21 protein-coding genes and 1 tRNA gene are annotated in these 17,924 nt (G+C 68.5%); 17 read left to right on the top strand and 5 right to left on the bottom strand.

Going from position 1 to position 17,924, the window contains the following annotated elements:
• The 11 genes from AOP72_RS10565 (at position 1) to AOP72_RS13965 (ending at position 8,979) form a co-directional block, all read left to right on the top strand.
• Positions 1-624 carry a hypothetical protein gene (locus AOP72_RS10565; protein WP_062136078.1) on the top strand — a complete coding sequence of 208 codons (624 nt, stop codon included), beginning with the start codon at positions 1-3 and terminating at the stop codon, positions 622-624.
• Positions 621-1,283: a nucleoside triphosphate pyrophosphohydrolase gene (locus tag AOP72_RS10560; protein WP_238581660.1), complete on the top strand. Its 663-nt coding sequence runs from the start codon at positions 621-623 to the stop codon at positions 1,281-1,283. The genes AOP72_RS10565 and AOP72_RS10560 overlap by 4 nt, the downstream gene beginning before the upstream one ends.
• Positions 1,284-1,361: 78 nt before the next feature.
• Complete coding sequence (gene eno / locus AOP72_RS10555; protein ID WP_062136076.1) at positions 1,362-2,645, top strand: phosphopyruvate hydratase; 1,284 nt, start codon at positions 1,362-1,364, stop codon at positions 2,643-2,645.
• Positions 2,646-3,044: 399 nt separating this feature from the next.
• Positions 3,045-3,551 carry an FtsB family cell division protein gene (locus AOP72_RS13645; protein ID WP_062136075.1) on the top strand — a complete coding sequence of 169 codons (507 nt, stop codon included), beginning with the start codon at positions 3,045-3,047 and terminating at the stop codon, positions 3,549-3,551.
• Positions 3,548-4,108 carry a DUF501 domain-containing protein gene (locus AOP72_RS10545; RefSeq protein WP_062136073.1) on the top strand — a complete coding sequence of 187 codons (561 nt, stop codon included), beginning with the start codon at positions 3,548-3,550 and terminating at the stop codon, positions 4,106-4,108. The genes AOP72_RS13645 and AOP72_RS10545 overlap by 4 nt, the downstream gene beginning before the upstream one ends.
• Positions 4,108-5,064, top strand: a complete 957-nt coding sequence (locus tag AOP72_RS10540; RefSeq protein ID WP_062136069.1) for a Ppx/GppA phosphatase family protein — start codon at positions 4,108-4,110, stop codon at positions 5,062-5,064. The genes AOP72_RS10545 and AOP72_RS10540 overlap by 1 nt, the downstream gene beginning before the upstream one ends.
• Positions 5,065-5,246: 182 nt before the next feature.
• Positions 5,247-5,323: transfer RNA gene (locus tag AOP72_RS10535), tRNA-Leu, on the top strand.
• Between the two features lie 77 nt (positions 5,324-5,400).
• Positions 5,401-6,213, top strand: coding sequence for a Bax inhibitor-1/YccA family protein (locus AOP72_RS10530; RefSeq protein ID WP_062136066.1), 813 nt, complete (start codon positions 5,401-5,403; stop codon positions 6,211-6,213).
• 80 nt (positions 6,214-6,293) lie between these two features.
• On the top strand, positions 6,294-7,280 hold the full coding sequence (locus AOP72_RS10525; RefSeq protein ID WP_062136064.1) for an acetylxylan esterase: 987 nt from the start codon (positions 6,294-6,296) through the stop codon (positions 7,278-7,280).
• Positions 7,281-7,332: 52 nt separating this feature from the next.
• Positions 7,333-8,421 (top strand): helix-turn-helix domain-containing protein, encoded by a 1,089-nt coding sequence (locus tag AOP72_RS13275; protein WP_084631701.1) that lies wholly within the window; start codon positions 7,333-7,335, stop codon positions 8,419-8,421.
• Between the two features lie 12 nt (positions 8,422-8,433).
• Positions 8,434-8,979, top strand: coding sequence for a PIN domain-containing protein (locus AOP72_RS13965; protein ID WP_500778346.1), 546 nt, complete (start codon positions 8,434-8,436; stop codon positions 8,977-8,979).
• Positions 8,980-9,043: 64 nt separating this feature from the next.
• Here the strand turns inward: AOP72_RS13965 and msrA are convergent, their stop codons facing one another.
• A complete protein-coding gene (msrA, locus tag AOP72_RS10510; RefSeq protein WP_062136055.1) occupies positions 9,044-9,694 on the bottom strand; it encodes a peptide-methionine (S)-S-oxide reductase MsrA in 651 nt (216 codons plus the stop codon).
• A gap of 82 nt (positions 9,695-9,776) precedes the next feature.
• On the opposite strand from msrA, the gene AOP72_RS10505 reads away from it, so the two are divergent.
• Both AOP72_RS10505 and rlmC read left to right on the top strand, forming a co-directional pair.
• Positions 9,777-11,117: an AI-2E family transporter gene (locus tag AOP72_RS10505; RefSeq protein ID WP_062136052.1), complete on the top strand. Its 1,341-nt coding sequence runs from the start codon at positions 9,777-9,779 to the stop codon at positions 11,115-11,117.
• A gap of 2 nt (positions 11,118-11,119) precedes the next feature.
• Positions 11,120-12,319, top strand: coding sequence for a 23S rRNA (uracil(747)-C(5))-methyltransferase RlmC (gene rlmC / locus AOP72_RS10500; protein WP_369345471.1), 1,200 nt, complete (start codon positions 11,120-11,122; stop codon positions 12,317-12,319).
• 91 nt (positions 12,320-12,410) lie between these two features.
• Here rlmC and greA read toward each other — a convergent pair whose 3' ends face one another.
• Both greA and AOP72_RS10490 read right to left on the bottom strand, forming a co-directional pair.
• The gene (gene greA, locus AOP72_RS10495) at positions 12,411-12,893 is read right to left on the bottom strand and encodes a transcription elongation factor GreA (protein WP_062136049.1); all 483 of its coding nucleotides are present in this window, start codon (positions 12,891-12,893) and stop codon (positions 12,411-12,413) included.
• 90 nt (positions 12,894-12,983) lie between these two features.
• Positions 12,984-13,382, bottom strand: coding sequence for a DUF4307 domain-containing protein (locus AOP72_RS10490; protein ID WP_062136047.1), 399 nt, complete (start codon positions 13,380-13,382; stop codon positions 12,984-12,986).
• 38 nt (positions 13,383-13,420) lie between these two features.
• On the opposite strand from AOP72_RS10490, the gene AOP72_RS10485 reads away from it, so the two are divergent.
• Positions 13,421-13,624 carry a hypothetical protein gene (locus AOP72_RS10485; protein WP_152650351.1) on the top strand — a complete coding sequence of 68 codons (204 nt, stop codon included), beginning with the start codon at positions 13,421-13,423 and terminating at the stop codon, positions 13,622-13,624.
• Between the two features lie 31 nt (positions 13,625-13,655).
• The gene (locus AOP72_RS10480; protein ID WP_062136041.1) at positions 13,656-13,844 is read left to right on the top strand and encodes a hypothetical protein; all 189 of its coding nucleotides are present in this window, start codon (positions 13,656-13,658) and stop codon (positions 13,842-13,844) included.
• Positions 13,845-13,880: 36 nt separating this feature from the next.
• On the opposite strand, the gene trhA is transcribed toward AOP72_RS10480, so the two are convergent.
• Positions 13,881-14,540 carry a PAQR family membrane homeostasis protein TrhA gene (gene trhA / locus AOP72_RS10475; protein WP_062136039.1) on the bottom strand — a complete coding sequence of 220 codons (660 nt, stop codon included), beginning with the start codon at positions 14,538-14,540 and terminating at the stop codon, positions 13,881-13,883.
• 84 nt (positions 14,541-14,624) lie between these two features.
• Here trhA and AOP72_RS10470 point away from each other — a divergent pair, with 84 nt between their 5' ends.
• Together AOP72_RS10470 and phoH2 are read left to right on the top strand one after the other, a co-directional pair.
• Entirely contained in the window at positions 14,625-15,389 is a 765-nt protein-coding gene (locus AOP72_RS10470) for an isoprenyl transferase (RefSeq protein ID WP_062136036.1), read from the top strand.
• A gap of 190 nt (positions 15,390-15,579) precedes the next feature.
• The gene (gene phoH2 / locus AOP72_RS10465) at positions 15,580-16,938 is read left to right on the top strand and encodes an RNA 5'-3' helicase PhoH2 (RefSeq protein WP_202965676.1); all 1,359 of its coding nucleotides are present in this window, start codon (positions 15,580-15,582) and stop codon (positions 16,936-16,938) included.
• A 79-nt stretch (positions 16,939-17,017) separates the two neighbouring features.
• On the opposite strand, the gene AOP72_RS10460 is transcribed toward phoH2, so the two are convergent.
• Entirely contained in the window at positions 17,018-17,857 is an 840-nt protein-coding gene (locus tag AOP72_RS10460; protein ID WP_062136033.1) for a siderophore-interacting protein, read from the bottom strand.
• Between the last annotated feature and the right edge of the window lie 67 nt (positions 17,858-17,924).

Raw genomic sequence — 17,924 nt, 5'->3', positions numbered from 1 at the left:
ATGAAGATGAGCGTCCGTCATCGTGTCCTGAGCGGCGTCCTCGCAGGGGCCGCCGTGCTCCTTGCCGGATGCGCCGTGCCGGGACAGCCCGCCGCTCCCGGCGCGGCTGCCGCCCTCGAGGGGGAGACCCTCACCAACGAGCGAGTGTCGACGCTGCAGGCCGCCTGGAGCGACGAGGCCTCCGAGCCCGCGGGCCGGCGCAACGTCATCACGCTCGAGCTGATGCGCGAGCCGCTCCTCGCCGCGACGGACGAGATCGGCTACGAGTACCACCGCACCCAGGCGGAGCAGCAGGCTCAGGTGGTGCTGCGCGTGCAGGGCATCGAGAGCGAGCCCAGCGAGGCGCTGGTCGACGCGATCGAGGCGAGCTTCCTCCTCGCCGCGTTCACGCTGCTGCCGGAGGACACGAGCGTGCTGCAGTCGGTCGCCGAGCAGGTCGAGGCCGAGGCCGTGACGAACTCCCGCACGGGCGACTTCAGCGCTGCAGCGTTCATGGAGTCGGCCGCGACCGCCGTGCAGATCGCGACGGACGAGGCGAACCAGGGCTCGCCGGTGTGGTTCGTGAACTTCAACAACGTCAACGGCCTCACCGCTCCTGACGCGCCCTGGCTCGCCACCGAGTGACGTCCGCCGCCGAGGGTGAGGGGCTCGCCCGACTCGTCACGGTGATGGACCGTCTGCGTTCGCCGGGCGGGTGTCCGTGGGACGCCGAGCAGACTCACGTGTCGCTCGCTCCGTACGCCCTCGAAGAGGTGCACGAGCTCCTGGAGGCGATCGAGACCGGCAGCCGTGCCGACCTGCGCGAGGAGCTCGGCGACGTGCTGCTGCAGGTGGTGTTCCACGCGCGAGTCGCTGCCGACCACCCGGACGATCCGTTCGACATCGACGACGTCGCGACCACCGTCGCGGACAAGCTGGTCGAGCGTCACCCCCACGTCTTCGCGGGGGCCGATGCGACCACGGCTGAGCAGGTCGGCGCCAGCTGGGAGCGCATCAAGAAGGAGTCGAAGGGTCGCGAGTCGGTCATGGACGGCATCCCCTCCGCGCAGCCCGCCCTCGCACGCGCCCAGAAGGTCATCTCCCGCTCCGCACGCGCGGGCCTGGATGTCAGGGACGCAGCCGGCGTGGGCATCGGCCCTCAGCTGCTCGCCCTGGTGGCGCGCGCGCAGGCCGAGGGTGTCGACGCGGAGGCGGAGCTGAGGCAGGCCACCCGAGACTACGAGGCGGCCGCGCGCGAAGCGGAGCGCGCATCGGGCGCCGCCACCGAACGTTCATCCACCTAGGACCTACGTCGGTGAGCGACCTCAATCGCCCGCCGATACACTCAGAAAAGAAACCCCCAAGCACACTGAAGGAGCAACATGGCCACCATTGAGGCTATTGGCGCCCGCGAGATTCTTGACTCGCGCGGCAACCCCACCGTCGAGGTCGAGGTCGCGCTGGAGGACGGGACGTTCTCGCGCGCCGCAGTGCCCTCGGGCGCCTCGACCGGCGCATTCGAGGCCGTGGAGCGTCGCGACGGCGACAAGAACCGCTACCTGGGCAAGGGCGTCGAGCAGGCCGTGGACGCGGTCATCGACGAGATCGCGCCGGAGATCGTGGGGCTCGACGCCACTGAGCAGCGCATCGTGGACCAGACCATGCTCGACCTGGATGGCACCGACAACAAGGGCAAGCTCGGCGCGAACGCGATCCTGGGCGTCTCGCTCGCCGTCGCCAAGGCCGCAGCCGATTCGGCAGACCTGGCGCTGTTCCGCTACATCGGCGGCCCCAACGCGCACCTGCTGCCCGTCCCGATGATGAACATCCTGAACGGCGGCTCGCACGCCGACTCGAACGTCGACATCCAGGAGTTCATGATCGCTCCCGTCGGCGCCCCGACCTTCCGTGAGGCCTACCGCTACGGCGCCGAGGTCTACCACGCCCTCAAGTCGGTGCTCAAGGAGCGTGGCCTCGCCACCGGCCTGGGCGACGAGGGCGGCTTCGCGCCGAACCTCGCATCGAACCGTGAGGCGCTCGACCTGATCCTGGTCGCGATCGAGAAGGCCGGTCTGCGGCCCGGTGACGACGTCGCGCTCGCGCTCGATGTGGCCGCCACCGAGTTCTACGAGGAGGGCCACTACAACTGGGAGGGTGGACAGAAGTCCCCCGACGAGATGGCCGACTTCTACGAGCAGCTCGTCGCCGACTACCCGCTGGTGTCCATCGAGGACCCGCTGGACGAGGACGACTGGTCGGGCTGGACGGGCCTCACCGCCCGCATCGGCGACAAGGTGCAGATCGTGGGAGACGACCTGTTCGTCACCAACCCCACGCGTCTCAAGCGCGGCATCGACGAGCGTTCGGCCAACGCGCTGCTCGTGAAGCTGAACCAGATCGGCACCCTGACCGAGACGATCGACGCCGTGTCCATGGCGACCCGCGCCGGCTTCACGTCCATGGTCTCGCACCGCTCCGGCGAGACCGAGGACGTGTCGATCGCTGACCTCTCGGTCGCGCTCAACACCGGACAGATCAAGACGGGCGCTCCGGCCCGCGGCGAGCGCATCGCCAAGTACAACCAGCTGATGCGCATCGAGGAGGAGCTCGACGACGCGGCCGCGTACGCCGGCACCTCGGCGTTCCCGCGCCGCTACTCGGCGTAACCGCCTCGCACGGCCTCAAGGCCGCGGGCCGCCCTCATCGGCGACCCGCGGCCTTCGTGCTTCCCGGGCCCGCTGTCCGCCTCGATGGCATGCCGAGCGTGTGCCGGCCGCATTCATCGATGCCGTCCCGACCAGTTCTGCGCGTGCCTGCCGCACTTCGCGCGTGCCGCTGAGAGAATCGGGCACGTGAGTGCCCCGACCCGTCCCGGCGCGCCGCGGTCCGCCCCACGGTCCCCGCGGCGCACCTCTGACGCGCGCGCTCCGCGGCGCCAGGGGCCGTCGACCGGCTCGGTGCGGCGGCCACAGACTCGTCCGGGCGGTCCGTCCGGCCCCGGGCGCACGGTCCCCAAGCCCGCGCCAGGCATCGACCCGGCGCGGCCACGTGGCTCGTGGACCGCGATGCTCACCTGGCGCACCGCAGTGATCCTGCTGGTCGTCGCGTTGGCGATCGCGGTCGTGGCGCCGACGGTGCGCGCCTACATGGATCAGCAGGCGAACCTTGCCGACCTCCGGGCCGAGGCCGAGGTGGCGCAGGCGGAGGTGGACGCCCTGAATGCCGAGGTCGCCCGGTGGGACGACCCTGCCTTCATCGTCGCTCAGGCGCGCGAGAGACTGGCCTACGTCTTCCCGGGTGAGACTCCCTACCGCGTCGTCGACGCCGAGTCCGTCGTGGGACCGGTGGCAGGCTCGCCTGCGGCGGCGCGCGCGCCCGAGGTCGCGGCTGGCGCCCCCTGGTACGACAAGCTCTGGGACTCGTTCGAGGTCGCAGGGGGCGAGGACTCCACGGCCGATGCGGCGACGGTCGAGGGCGCGGACGGCGCCAGCGAGACCGGCCAGCCGGGTGGCGGCACCGATGCGGGCGACGCCGAATCAGAGCAGCTCACGGACGTAGACTTCGGAGGGTGACTGACACCCCCGCCACCGAGACCGACCTGACCGTTCTCGCTTCACAGTTGGGGCGCGAGCCGCGAGGAGTGGTCGCGATCGCCGCGCGATGCGCGTGCGGCAACCCGACCGTGGTGCACACCGCTCCGCGACTGCCAGACGGCACTCCCTTCCCCACGCAGTACTACCTCACGCACCCCGAGGCGGTGGCCGCCGTGTCGACCCTGGAGGCCCGCGGAGTCATGCGCGAGCTGACCGAGCGCCTCGCCGAGGAGCCCGCGCTCGCCCAGCACTACCGCGAGGCGCACGAGTCCTACCTCGCGGAGCGTGTGGCGCTCGAGGACGTGCCCGAGATCCGCGGCATCTCCGCCGGGGGAATGCCCGACCGCGTCAAGTGCCTCCACGTGCTGGTGGGCCACGCGCTGGCGGCGGGCCCCGGTGTGAACCCCCTCGGCGACGAGGCGCTCGCGATGATCCGAGGCCATTGGCGCCCCGACCGCTGCACCTGCCCTTCCTTTGATGCCGCGCCCGACGGCGCGCTGCCCGTTGACCCCGACGCCTATTCCCAGGAGAGCTGATGCCCCGCGTTGCCGCCATCGATTGCGGGACCAATTCGATCCGCTTGCTCATCGCCGACGTGGACCTCGACTCCGGGACGCTCACGGACGTGGTCCGGCGCATGCTTGTGGTGCGACTCGGCCAGGGCGTCGACCGGACGGGTGAGTTCGCCCCTGAGGCGCTCGCGCGCACCCTCGCCGCGACGGACGAGTACGCGGCGGAATGCCGTGAGCACGGCGTCGAGTCGATTCGCTTCGTGGCGACGTCCGCGACCCGCGACGCGCGCAACCGGGACGAGTTCATCGACGGCGTGCGCGAGCGACTGGGCGTGGCGCCCGAGGTGATCTCAGGCACGGAGGAGGCGGAGCTGTCGTTCCGCGGCGCGCTCAGCGCTCTCGACGCGTCCCGGCCGGGGCCCTACCTCGTCGTGGATCTGGGCGGAGGGTCGACCGAGCTCGTGCTGGGTGATCTGGTGCCGGAGGCGGCGCACTCGATGGACGTGGGCTGCGTCCGCATGACCGAGCGTCACCTCGCCGCCGATCCGCCGAGCGCGGCGCAGGTCGCATCCGCGCAGGCGGACGTGCGGACCGCGCTGGACGCCGCAATGACGGAGGTCCCGCTGGGCGGCACGCGCACTCTCGTGGGGCTCGCGGGCACCATCACCACGGTGACCGCGAACGCCCTTGGCCTGCCCGAGTACTCGCGCGAGTCGATCAACGGCGCCGAGCTCTCGATCGACGACGCGGCGCGCTCGTGCGAGGAACTGCTCGCGGCGAGCCACGCCGAGCGGACCGCCATGCCGTTCATGCACCCGGGTCGCGTGGACGTCATCGGCGCCGGCGCGCTCGTGTGGCGAGAGGTCATGCTGCGGGTGCAGTCCGAGGTGGCCGCCCATGGGGGCGCCCTCGACACGACGGTCACCAGCGAGCACGACATCCTGGACGGCATCGCGTTCTCGGCGGCCGAGCGGCTCTGAGCCGCACCTCACCGCTGACCCGGCCCGCGCATCGGCCCAGACTGCGGTCCCCTCGCGCTGCGAACCCCTCTTGGCGGCGACGCGCCCGAGATCTGGCCGAAGGGCGGCGTGCCGTCGGGGTGTCGAGCCCAGGATGGGTTCGTCGTGAAGGGGGAGACGCAGATGCGGAACACTGGTCCCACGCCCCCGTAGCCCAATCGGCAGAGGCAACCGGCTTAAACCCGGTTCAGTGCGGGTTCGATTCCCGCCGGGGGCACCAGGCTCGTCCGCACGGACGATGCCAGGGTGTCATGCCGCGCCGTTAAGATGAGGCAGACCGCTATCGAGGAGGACCTTGTGGCCAGCCCCGCATTCAGCACCAACAGCGCATTCAAGCCTGGAGCGACGTACCACCAGAACGGCAAGGCCGTCTCGGCCTCCGATCTGCAGCACCAGTTCGACCAGCCCGACGCCGGTCCCATCGACACCGGCCGCATGAGCTACGAGGGCGTGATCACCAAGACCGCCGGGATGGTCGTGCTCGCGGGCCTGCTCGCGATCCCCGGCTACATGTTCCCGAACATCGGCCTCACGATCGGCGCCGGAGTCGTCGGCTTCGTCCTCAGCCTCGTGCTCATCTTCAAGAAGGTCACGCCCCCCGCGCTCGCCATCGCGTACGCCGCGGTCGAGGGGTACTTCCTGGGCGGCATCACGACCTTCATCGAGACCAACTACAACGCACCCGGCGCCGGCCTCCAGGCCCTCATCGCGACCGCCTGCACCTTCGCCGTGTGCCTGTGGCTCTACCACTCCGGCCGTGTGCGCTACACGCCCAAGCTGCAGAAGTTCCTGATGATCGGCGGGATCTCCTACATCGCGTTCTCGCTGGTGAACGTGGGAATGATGATCTTCGGCGGCACGGACTCCGCGTGGGGTCTGCGTACTCAGATCGACGTGTTCGGCATCCCGCTGGGCGTGCTGATCGGCGCGTTCGCCGTCATCCTCGCCTGCGTCTCTCTCATCGGCGACTTCGACTTCGTCGAGAACGGTGTCAAGAACGGCCTACCCGCGCACTACGACTGGAAGGCCGCGTTCGGCATCGTCCTGACGCTGGTGTGGCTGTACATCGAGTTCCTGCGCATCATCGCGATCCTGCAGGGACGCGACTAGTTCTACGCGTCCGCGGGCGGAGGTCGGCGGACACGACCGACCACGCCGCGTGGGCGGCGCTGACAGCGCATGGAGGCGCGATGGCACTGTTCGACCTGCCCGAGCATGAACTCGAGTCGTATCGGCCCGAGATTCGTGAGCCTGCCGGCTTCGACGCGTTCTGGGGCGAGACCCTGGAACGGACGCGTGAGCGCGACATCACCGTCGCGCTGGCGCCAGCCCCCATCACGCTCGCGGGGGTCGAGATCCAGGACGCCACGTTCCCCGGCTTTGGTGGTCACCCCATCAAGGCCTGGTACGCGCGCCCCGCGGGCGTCGACGGGCCGCTGCCGTGCGTGGTCGAGGTCAACGGCTATGGCGGCGGGCGCGGGCTTCCAATCGAGCGCACCATGTGGGCCGCCGCTGGCTACGCGCACTTCTACATGGATACGCGAGGCCAGGGCGCAGGCTGGGGCAACGGAGGCGACACCGCCGACCCGGTGGGCTCGATGCCGTCGACGCCCGGCTTCATGACGCGTGGCATCACCGACCCCTTCGACTACTACTACCGCCGGGTCTTCACCGACGCGGTGCGTGCCGTCGAGGCCGCTCGGAGCCTGCCAGGCGTGGATGCCGATCAGGTGGCGTTCGTGGGCGGATCCCAGGGCGGCGGCATCGCTCTCGCGGTCGCGGGCCTGGTGCCCGACCTGGCCGGCGTCGTGGCCGACGTGCCGTTCCTCTGCCACTTCGAGCGTTCACTCGAGCTGACGAACGAGTTCCCCTACGGAGAGGTCGTGAAGTACCTGTCGATCTTCCGCGGGGAACGCGAGCGCACGCTCGACGTGCTCTCGTACTTCGACGGCGTGAACCACGCGAAGCGTGCGACGGCGCCCACGCTGATGTCCGTCGCGCTGATGGACATGGTGTGCCCGCCGTCCACCGGGTACGCGGCCTTCAACTGGTATGGCGACCGCTCCGCGCCGGACGTGCGCAAAGAGATGGTCGTCTACCCCTACAACGGGCACGAGGGCGGCCAGGCGCACCAGACCACGAGGCAGCTGGAGTTCGTGCGGTCGCTGTTCGCCTGAGTTGCAGTATGGCGTTCGTTGGGAAATTCCCAACCTGTGCTAGTTTCGGAGCATGTCCAACGTAGATATTGGGCGACGCGTGCGCGAGTCCCTGGGCGATCGCAAGCATTACGAAGTCGCTGGAGCGGTCGGCATGTCAACTGATTCGTTCTCACGAGCGCTCAGTGGATCCCGCGCTTTCTCCAGCGCTGAACTCGCGTTGCTTGCGGAGACTTTGCAGGTTCCTACCTACTGGCTGATCACGGGTACCGACGAGCCCGTAACTGTGGTTGCCGCTGCCCGTCATGAGTATGACCGCGAGACTGGACGAAGGTCGCTACCGGGCCTAACTGCGGACTTGGATGTTCTTAATCACATCGAGTTGGCATACCGGCAGGCTTACGGCAAATCTCTGGTCGACCTTCGTGAGACGCCGGATGGAACCTCGTCGCCGGCAGACGTGTTGAGTGTTCTTGGCGACGGTTTTGTCCGGGACTTCATCGAGCGCATTGAGGAACAACTCGCAATCGATGTTGTGCGAATCGCCGAGATCAAGCATTCGTATAGCCTCCGCATCGGTCATCGAACGACAATCGTCGTACCTGCTTCCGGAAACTGGTTCTATGAGAACTGGTGTCTGGCTCACGAGCTCGGGCATATCTATCGTGGTGACCTCTCATCCGCGGATGGGGTCGCAGACGAGGCAGCGGCAAATCAGTTCGCTGCCGAGATACTCTTGCCCCGCGACGACATTGCTGGCCGCGATTGGGATCGACCACTATCAGAGGTCGCGGAGCGACTTTGGTCCTGGGGCGTCTCGACTCAGGCGCTGATCAACCGCCTCGACGCTCTGCACGTCGACGCGCCAGTGTCTCTTCGCAAAGCGCTCGGCTTGACGACTCAAGCTTTCTTGCGGAGGCACTGGAACCAGGCGGTCGATGAGACAAGCCTTGACCTGATTACGGGTCGCATGGAGCAGGCTGCGCAACGCCGCTTTCCCCGCGATCTCGAGCAAATGCACTTAGAACGAATCGCTCGTGGTGCAATAGGACGCGGAACCCTCGCTTGGATGCTGGATGTCGACGCTGAGTCTCTTGAAGTTGAGGCGCCGGTTCCGACTGCTCTGCGCCAGGCGGACCTTAGCGCGGCTCTCAGCGGGTAGACCGGTCTTTCTGTGCGACTGTTCTTCGCGGACAATACTGTCCTAATAAACTTCGCCTTGGCAGGACAGTTGAGCACGCTTGAGAGGATCCTCAACGGTCGCGGGACCTGGGTCGCATCGGTTGCCTCCGAGTGCGCCGCATCGTCGCGAGTGGCGGGCCTCGCCGACCTCGAAAGCGCTCCCGGCTTCTTGGGCGAGGGCCGGTATCCGTCCACGCAGGCGACGAGGATTGACGTGCTCGCGGTACAGCAGCGGCTGCTTCGGCCTGGGGATCCCGCTACCGCCCACTTGGGAGAGTCCGAGAGCATCGCCATCATTTGCCGGGAGGAGCCGGGTAGTTTCTTCGTTACGGACGATACAGAAGCCCGGAGGATCGCCGAGGCAGACGGGATCCAGGTTGTGACGTCTTGGATGCTTTTGAAACACGCCGTGCAAAGCGGAGTGATGTCTGAAGGCGATGGTTGGGCGATGGTCGCGGAGCTTCGCGCCCAAGGTCGTTGTCGAGAGACGTTCGCTCGCACTCGCACGGGCTACCTCGTCTGGGTCCGCTCGGCTTAGTCGCGTCTTGAAGCGGCCGATGCGCGGGTGACCCGCGCATCGGCCGCTCGCGGTGCTGTGGGTGTCAGGCGGGGGAGTACCCGACCTGGCAGAAACCGTGGTTGCAGTATCCACCCGGGTTCTTGTGCAGGTACCCCTGGTGGTAGTCCTCGGCGTAGTAGAACACCCCGTCCCCGGCGTCGTGGTCCCGCGCGATCTGAGTGGTGACCTCGCCATAGCCCTTGTCCCGCAGCTGCGCCGCGTAGCGATCACGCGAGGCCTCGGCGGCCGCAAGCTGCGCGTCCGTCGTGGCGAAGATCGCGCTGCGGTATTGGGTGCCCACGTCGTTGCCCTGGCGATTGAGCGTCGTCGGGTCGTGGTTCTCCCAGAACCCGGCGAACAGCTCGTCGAGGGTGACGGCCGTCGGGTCGTAGACCACCTGGACCGCCTCGGCATGGCCGGTGCGCGCCGTACAGGTCTCGTCGTACGTGGGGTTCGGCGTCCATCCACCCATGTAGCCAGCTGCGGTCGAGTACACGCCGGGAATCTGCCAGAACACGCGCTCGGTGCCCCAGAAGCACCCCATCGCGACGTAGATCACCTCATGGCCCTCCGGCCACGGCCCGGTGAGCGGGGTGTCGAGGACGACGTGGCGGTTCGTCACCTCGACGGGCTCGTCGCGGCCGGGCAGCGCCTCGTCCTTGCTGATCATGCTGGTCTTCGTGTGTCCAAACATTGGTGGCTCCTCTCCGAGCAGTGAACGCTGGCCGAGACCCGCATGTTCCGTGCGCGTCCGACACGCAGGCTAGGCTCGCATCATGCCTGAGAACCAGCCCGAGAAGCGACCGAAGTCGAGCGTGCTCTACACGAGCGAAGCCTCGGTGCTTGACAAGGTGCCGCTGTCGTTGCGCGTCGCCGGCGCGTGGGCCTGGCGCATCGTCGTGGTGGGCATCATCGTCATCGCGGGCGTCTGGGCCTTCACGAGCCTGACCGCGCTGTTCGTGCCGCTCGTCATCGCGCTGATCATCGCCGCCCCGCTCGAGCGCCTGGTCACCCTGATGGAGCGCATCAAGTTCCCGCGGGCGCTCGGCTCCCTGATCGCGATCGTCATCCTCATTCTGATCGTGGCAGGACTGGGAACCGTCGCCTCCGCAGCATTCATGTCCGAGTACGACGATCTCCGCGATGCCACCGTGGAGGGCTTCGACACGTTCGTCGACTGGCTGGTGACCGGGCCCATCAGCCTCGATCAGGCTCAGGTCGACGAGGTCGTGGGCAACCTGCAGTCCTTCTTCGAGGACAACGCCCAGGGGCTCGCCTCGGGTGCGCTGTCCGTGGGCTCTGCGATCGGCACGGTGTTCGCCGGCATCGTGATCGCCCTCGTGGCGCTGTTCTTCTTCATGCGCGACGGACGCCAGATCTGGCACTGGACCGCGGGCCTGGTTCCCGATGCGGCCGTCGACCGTGTCGAGAAGGCCGGTCTTCACTCGTGGATCACCCTCCGCCGGTACACGCAGACCACCGTGTTCGTGGCGTTCATCGACGCCGTGGGAATCGGTGCGGCGGCGTGGCTCCTCGGTGTGCCGCTCGCGGTGCCGATCGCGATCCTCGTGTTCCTGTTCTCGTTCATCCCGCTGATCGGTGCGACCTTGTCTGGCATCGTCGCCTCGCTGGTGGCACTGGTGGACGGCGGCTGGAGCACGGCATTGTGGATGCTGTTCTTTGTGCTCCTGGTGCAGCAGATCGAGGGCAATGTGCTCTACCCGTGGCTGTTCGGCAAGGCGGCATCCATCCACCCGCTCGCGGTGCTGCTCACCATCTCGGCCGGCACGCTCACGCTCGGCCTCATCGGAGCCGTCATCGCCGTGCCTGTCGTCGCGACCCTGTACGCGTTCAAGAGGGGACTGCGACGCGATGCCGACTTCTCCGACGACGACAGACCTCCCATCACCTCGCAGATCCCCGTCTTCGCGGAGCGCTCGAAGGACGCGGTCCGGCGAGCCCGCGGCGCGATGACGCGCACGGGAGAGCTCCATGTGAGTCGCGACGCCGTCGCCGACCGTGCCGACGCCGCCCCGTCTCGCGAGCGGGGAGCGTCAGAGGTCGAGCCTCACAGCGAGCAGATCCCCACGCGAGGATCAGACTCGCCCGAGCGCTGACCGTGGCCACCATCCGTGGCGGATCCCGTCATGGGGTGGTGCTCGAGGACGGATCGCTGCACTGCGAGTACTACGACTCGAGGCGGTGCGGCTCGTGCACCATCATCGAGACGCCGTACCACCAGCAGGTCGCTCACAAACGGGCGCGGGTGGCAGCCCTCCTGGAGCCGCTGGCGCCGGACCTGAGGTGGCTGCCTGGCGTCGAGAGCCGCCCTACGGCCTTCCGGACCAAGGCGAAGATGGTGGTCGCCGGCACGGTCGATGCTCCGACGATCGGCATTCTCGATGCTCACGGCGAGGGCCAGGATCTGCGCGAGTGCCCGCTGTACCCGCCCGCCCTGGCAGCGGCCTTCCCGCACCTCGCCGCCTTCGTGACGCGCGCGCGACTCGAGCCGTACTCGGTGCCGCATCGGCGCGGCGAACTCAAGCACGTGCTCGTGACGCTTGCGCCCGACGGTGACCTCATGGTGCGCTGGGTGCTGCGGTCCACCGAGGCGCTCTCGCGCATCCGCAAGCACCTGCCATGGCTCGTGGCACAGCTGCCGCAGCTGTCGGTGGCCTCGGTGAATGTGCAGTCGGAGCACAAGGCGATTCTCGAGGGCGAGAGGGAGACGGTACTGACCGACCGTGACACACTCACGATGACCGTCAACGGCTTCGACCTCCACGTGCGCCCGCAGAGCTTCTTCCAGACCAATACCGACGTGGCCGCATCGCTGTACCGGCAGGCGGCCGCGTGGATCGATGAGGCGGCGCCCGCGCATCTGTGGGACCTCTACTGCGGCGTGGGCGGCTTCGCCCTCCACACTGCAGCGTCTGGCAGGCCAGTCACGGGGGTGGAGGCGAGTGCGCAGGCAGTGGCCTCGGCTCGGCGCACTCGTGACGACCGCCTCGCGGCCGGCGACACGGCGATGGAGCACGTCTCCTTCGTGACCGATGACGCCGTCGCGTGGGCCGTCCGGCAGGCCGATGCGGCCCAGGCGGTCGTCGTCAACCCACCGAGGCGAGGCTTGGGCGAGGAGCTGTCGCGCTGGCTCGACGGTTCGGGTGCATCGACGGTGATCTACTCGAGCTGCAACCCCGACACGCTTGCGAGGGACGTGGCCTGGATGCCGTCGTTCGTCGCCCGCGAGGCGCGCCTGTTCGACATGTTTCCGCACACGACCCACGGTGAGGTGGCGGTGGTGCTGGCACGACACTGAGTGCCCGCCAGGATTCACATCCGCCCTGAGAGCGACACTCATCGCCCGATAGCGCGCTCAGGCGGCGGAGGGAGGGGGTGCGGCGGGGCAGCTAGCCGGCGAAGGGCTCCACGGCGATCACCTTGACGGCGATCTCGTTGCCGTTGGGGGCTTGATAGGTGGTCTCGTCGCCGGGGGCCAGCCCCATCAGCGACTCGCCCAGCGGCGACTGCGCGCTGAACACCTGGATGTCCGTGCCGCCTGCGACCTCTCGCGAACCGACGAGGAACTTCATCTCATTGCCGCCGACCTCGGCGGTCACGACCGTGCCGGACGAGACTTCGGCAGCGGTGGAGGATTCGCCCACGGTCGCGGTCTGCAGAATGTGGCGGAGCTGCTCGATGCGCGCCTCCTGCTTGGCCTGCTCCTCGCGTGCCGCGTGGTAGCCGCCGTTCTCCTTGAGGTCGCCCTCTTGGCGGCGCTCGTCGATCTCCGCGGCGATGGCCGAGCGGCCTTCGGTCACGAGGTGGTCGTACTCGGTCTGCAGGCGGTCGTATGCCTCCTGGGTGAGCCAGGTGCCGGTCGTCTCAGTCACGGGTGCCTCCTTGTGGACAGAATATGTCAGCCTACCAAGCACGCGACGACGGGTGAAATCCCCTGTATCTCAGGTCCGACTCGCCCTCGGCTACTGCGGCGCGCATCCGCGAACGAGCGCGGTGTTGGCCTGCTCGACCGTGGGGATGCCGAGCGTGAATCGCTGCTCGTCCCCGTCGGCGGGGTCCACCGCGACCTCGGCGACGCCCACCTCGGCGTACTGCACGTTCATCGCGTGCACGTAGCAGGTGACCGGCTCGTCGGTGTAGAGGTACACGTCGAAGGTCACCTCCGCCTCGGTGGGCGAGATCACCTCGAACCCCACGTCCTGCCAGCGCGCAGGCTGCGACGAGAACCCCCACGCGAACCACGCGGTGATCGCCGTGAGGACCACGAGACCGGCAACCACGAGCGCCCAACGTCCCCGAGAGAGCCGTGGACGCGCGCCGCCGGCCTCGTCGTCGCGGGCACCGGCGATGGGAGAGCTCATGATGAGGCAGGATAGTTCACTGACGAGAGGGAGTGAACGTGGCGGACTTCACCGGCGGGCCCGGACTGCTGGCATTCATCGCGACCTTCACCATGGTGCTGGCCGCGGTCCTGCTGTTCCGATCGCTCAGCAAACACCTGCGGAAGGTGCGCACCCATCCTCCCGAGGGCGGCGCTCCCACGGCGCGGCGTGCCGACGAGCCGCCAGGCACGGACGATGCTGGGACCGGCGAGAGCGACTGAGCGCTCACCGCCCGAACGTTCTGGGGGGACCATGATTCAGGATTCTGGTGACTCGACCGCCATCGGCGGACTGTGGTTCACCATGGCGCTGCTCGCGGGCGGACTGGCCCGGACGCGTGGCCGCTCTGGCCTGGCGTGGTTCTTTCTCACGCTGTTCCTCGGCCCCTTCGGCGCACTGTTCCTCGTGCTGCTTCCCATGGGGCCGCGCGCCCCGCACTAGGGTGACCGGCCGGGCCACGAAAGCCGCGCATCGGCGCTACCGCGAGACGGTGAAGATCACCACCGCGATCGCGATGTAGTGGCACACGAAGCCGGCGATAGTGAGCGCGTGGAAGATTTCGTGGAACCCGAAGTAGCGCGTGGAGCCGCGCGGCCACTTGGTGCCGTAGATGACAGCGCCCACGGTGTACGCAAGTCCTCCGGCGATGATCAGCGCCACGACGGTCGCGCCGCCTGCGGAGTAGAACGGGCCGATGAACCCCACCGCGACCCAGCCGAGGCCCAGGTAGAGCGGCACGTACGCCCAGCGTGGCGCGCCGAGCCAGAACACCCGCAGCAGCGTTCCCACGAGCGCTCCCGCCCACACGACGCAGAGCACCACGGTGCGCATGGTGCCGTCGAGCAGCAGCACGGTCAGCGGCGTGTACGTGCCGGCGATGATGAGGAAGATGTTGGCGTGGTCCATGCGCCGCAGCACAGCGAGCGGCCGCGGTGCCCAGTTCCCACGGTGATACACGGCTGACGTTCCGAACAGCATCACCGCGGTCAGCGTGAAGACGGCTGTCGACAAGCGCCCTGCAAGGGTGGGCGCGTAGACCACGAGCGCCATTCCCGCGACGAGCGCGATGGGCGCTGCACCCAGGTGGAGCCACCCTCTCAGGAGTGGTTTGCCCGGCACGGGAAGGTTCTCAGACATGAACCTACGATACCGTAGGTTAGGGCGTTCGTCCGCGAGGCGAGTAGCGTATGCGCAGATGGTGTCCCCACTGGGAGGAGACGGATGGGCCTGCGCAGCCTGCTCTATGGGCCGTACGAACGGCAGTTGTCGCGTACTCTCCGCGAGCAGGGCAATCCGCCGCGGCACATCGGCGTCATCCTGGATGGCAACCGTCGCTGGGCACGACAGTCCGGCGCCCCCACCGCTCACGGCCACCAGCGTGGCGCGGACAAGATCACCGAGGTGCTGGGGTGGTCGGAGGACGCGGGCGTCGAGGTCGTCACGCTGTGGATGCTCTCCACCGACAACCTCGCACGCGATTCGGACGAACTGGCCGCCCTGCTCGAGATCATCTGCTGCACGGTCGAACGGCTCGCCGACGACGGGCGCTGGCGGCTGCAGCACGTGGGGTCGACCGACATGCTCCCCGACGATGCGGCGCGACGGATCGCCGCGGCGGTCGCGCGCACGGCCGATGCCGATGGCCTTCACGTCAATGTCGCCGTGGGGTACGGCGGGAGGCACGAGATCGCCGATGCGGTGCGGTCGATCCTGCGCGCCGGCGTCGATGCGGGTCACTCGCTCGAAGAGGTCGCGAAGTCATTCGCCGTCGAGCACATCGCGGAGCACCTCTACACGAAGGGCCAGCCGGACCCGGACCTGGTGATCCGCACCTCCGGTGAGCAGCGGCTCTCCGGATTCCTCATGTGGCAGTCCGCCCACTCGGAGTTCTACTTCTGCGACGCGTATTGGCCCGACTTCCGCCGCGTCGACTTCCTGCGCGCCTTGCGTGCATTCTCCCAGCGTGAGCGGCGTCACGGGCGGTAGCGCACGCCTCGGTGGCCCCGAGATGACGGATATGTGACGCACGGCGTGTCGCTCCCCGCCGTGCGCGGCCCGGCGTAGCGTCAGCAACGTGGGAAGTGACACACGCCGAACCGACCCGGTACCGGCCTGAACCGAACGCCAAGGGGCGTTTGGCGCCCTGCGGCCTGAAAACGCAGGAGCCTTTGTGACCATCACTCAGCCCGACACCGCCCCCTCCATCAACGCGGCCACGGCCACCGAGCTCCGCACGTTCGTGCTGGACACCTCGGTGCTGCTGTCCGATCCACGGGCCCTCAAGAGGTTCGCGGAGCACGCGGTGGTGCTGCCGGTCGTCGTGATCACGGAGCTCGAAGCCAAGCGCCACCACCCCGAACTGGGCTACTTCGCCCGCTCGGCGCTGCGCATGCTCGATGACCTGCGCATCGTGCACGGCAAGCTCGACCAGCCCGTCGCCGCGAACGAGGTGGGCGGCACCGTCCGAGTCGAGCTCAACCACACTGACCAGAACGTGCTGCCGAGCGGCTTCCGGCTGGGTGACAACGACGCCCGCATCCTGGCCGTGGCGGCCAACCTCAAGGCCGAGGGCCACGCCGTCGTCGTGGTCTCCAAAGACCTGCCGATGCGCGTGAAGGCGTCGGCCTTGGGCATCGAGGCGGAGGAGTACAAAGCCGAGCTCGCGGTGGACTCCGGCTGGACCGGCATGCGCGAGATCCAGCTCACGGACGAGCAGATGTCGACCCTTTACGACGACTCGGCGCTCGTGGCGCCCTCGGCGGAGGACTGCGGCGAGGAGGTCGCGACACTGCCCGTGCACACGGGACTGGTGATCCACTCCGGGCGCGGGGGAGCGCTGGGACGGGTCACGAATGACGGCGCGATCAAGCTGGTGCGCGGGGACCAGGAGGTGTTCGGCCTGCACGGTCGCAGCGCCGAGCAGCGCATCGCGATCGACCTGCTGCTCGACGAGACCGTGGGCATCGTGTCGATGGGCGGCCGCGCCGGCACCGGCAAGAGTGCGCTTGCCCTGTGCGCCGGCCTTGAGGCCGTGATGGAGCGCCGCCAGCACAAGAAGATCATGGTGTTCCGCCCGCTGTTCGCGGTGGGCGGCCAGGAGCTCGGCTACCTGCCCGGCTCCGAGGCCGAGAAGATGAACCCCTGGGCGCAGGCGGTCTTCGACACCCTGGGCGCGATCGTCAGCTCCGAGGTGGTCGAGGAGGTGATGGCGCGCGGCATGCTCGAGGTGCTGCCGCTCACGCACATCCGCGGCCGCAGCCTCCACGACGCCTTCGTGATCGTCGACGAGGCCCAGTCGCTCGAGCGCAACGTGCTGCTCACCATGCTGAGCCGCATCGGCCAGGACTCGCGCGTGATCCTCACCCACGACGTCGCCCAGCGCGACAACCTGCGGGTGGGACGTCACGACGGCATCGCGGCGGTGATCGAGGCGCTCAAGGGTCACGACCTGTTCGCGCACGTCACGCTCGAGCGCTCGGAGCGTTCGGCGGTCGCGGCGCTGGTGACGGACATGTTGGAGCGGCTGGACCTGTAGACCCACCCGCCCCAGCCAAGCGAAAGGGCCGATGCGCGGGTCACCCGCGCATCGGCCCTTTCGCTGTGTGCGAGGCGGGCTAGAGGCCCAGCTCCTGCAGGTACGGCTCGAGCTCGAGCCAGTTGATCTCGTCGGGACGTGACTCGTCCCAGATCTCCATGTACCTGGCCTGCTGCTCGGGGGTGAGGGCGTTCCACTTGCGCATCTGCTCCTCCGCGTCGACGTGCCAGTAGCCCACGATGCGGTAGAAGCTGTGGTGACGCGTCCACTCCCGGCGCACGAACCCGCGCGCCTTCCGGGAGTGAGCGGACTCGCACGCGAGCCACACGTAGGTGTCGTCGTCGGGGACGGGAAGGCGCTCCATGCAGGACAGCAGCGCGGACGGGCCGCGGCCGTTGCCGGAGACCTTCCACTCGACCTCGACTGTCGCGGGCGAGGGCAGCGCGATCGCGTCGTCGGCGTTGATGAGTTCGACGATCACGTCGAACTGCTCCTCAGGGCTGGCCTCCTCGAGGATGCGGGCGACGGCGGGCAGACCGGTCGCGTCGGCGAGCAGCAGGCGCCGGGTCGACCCGTCGGGTGCCTTGTAGTAGCCGTGGGCGTCGCTGATCGCGACGGCGTCGCCCTGCTGGGCGTTGCGCGCCCAGGTCGCGCCCCGACCGTGTCCGTGCGTCACCACGTCGATCTCGATGCTCGGCACGTCGGGGTTCCAGCGGCGGATCGTGTAGTGGCGCGCGATGTCGTGATCGTCCTCCCAGCCGGGCGCGGGCGCGGCGTCGGGGATGTGGACGTGCACGAACTCGTCGGGCTGGCCGGTGGACTCCCAGGTGCGCAGGGAGTCGCCGGTGAGCGTCACGCGGCGAAGGTTCGGGCTGATCTGCTCTGTTGCGGCCACGTGGACCAGGAAAGAGTCGGACATGCGTGTCTCCTGAGAATGGAGGGGGAGGGCCGATGCGGGAGGCGCTGGGGGTGAGCCCCGGCGCCTC

Source organism: Demequina aestuarii (assembly GCF_000975095.1).
GTDB lineage: Bacteria > Actinomycetota > Actinomycetes > Actinomycetales > Demequinaceae > Demequina > Demequina aestuarii.
Note: the sequence above shows the minus strand (reverse complement) of the source record. Positions and strands in the feature narration are given on the sequence as shown.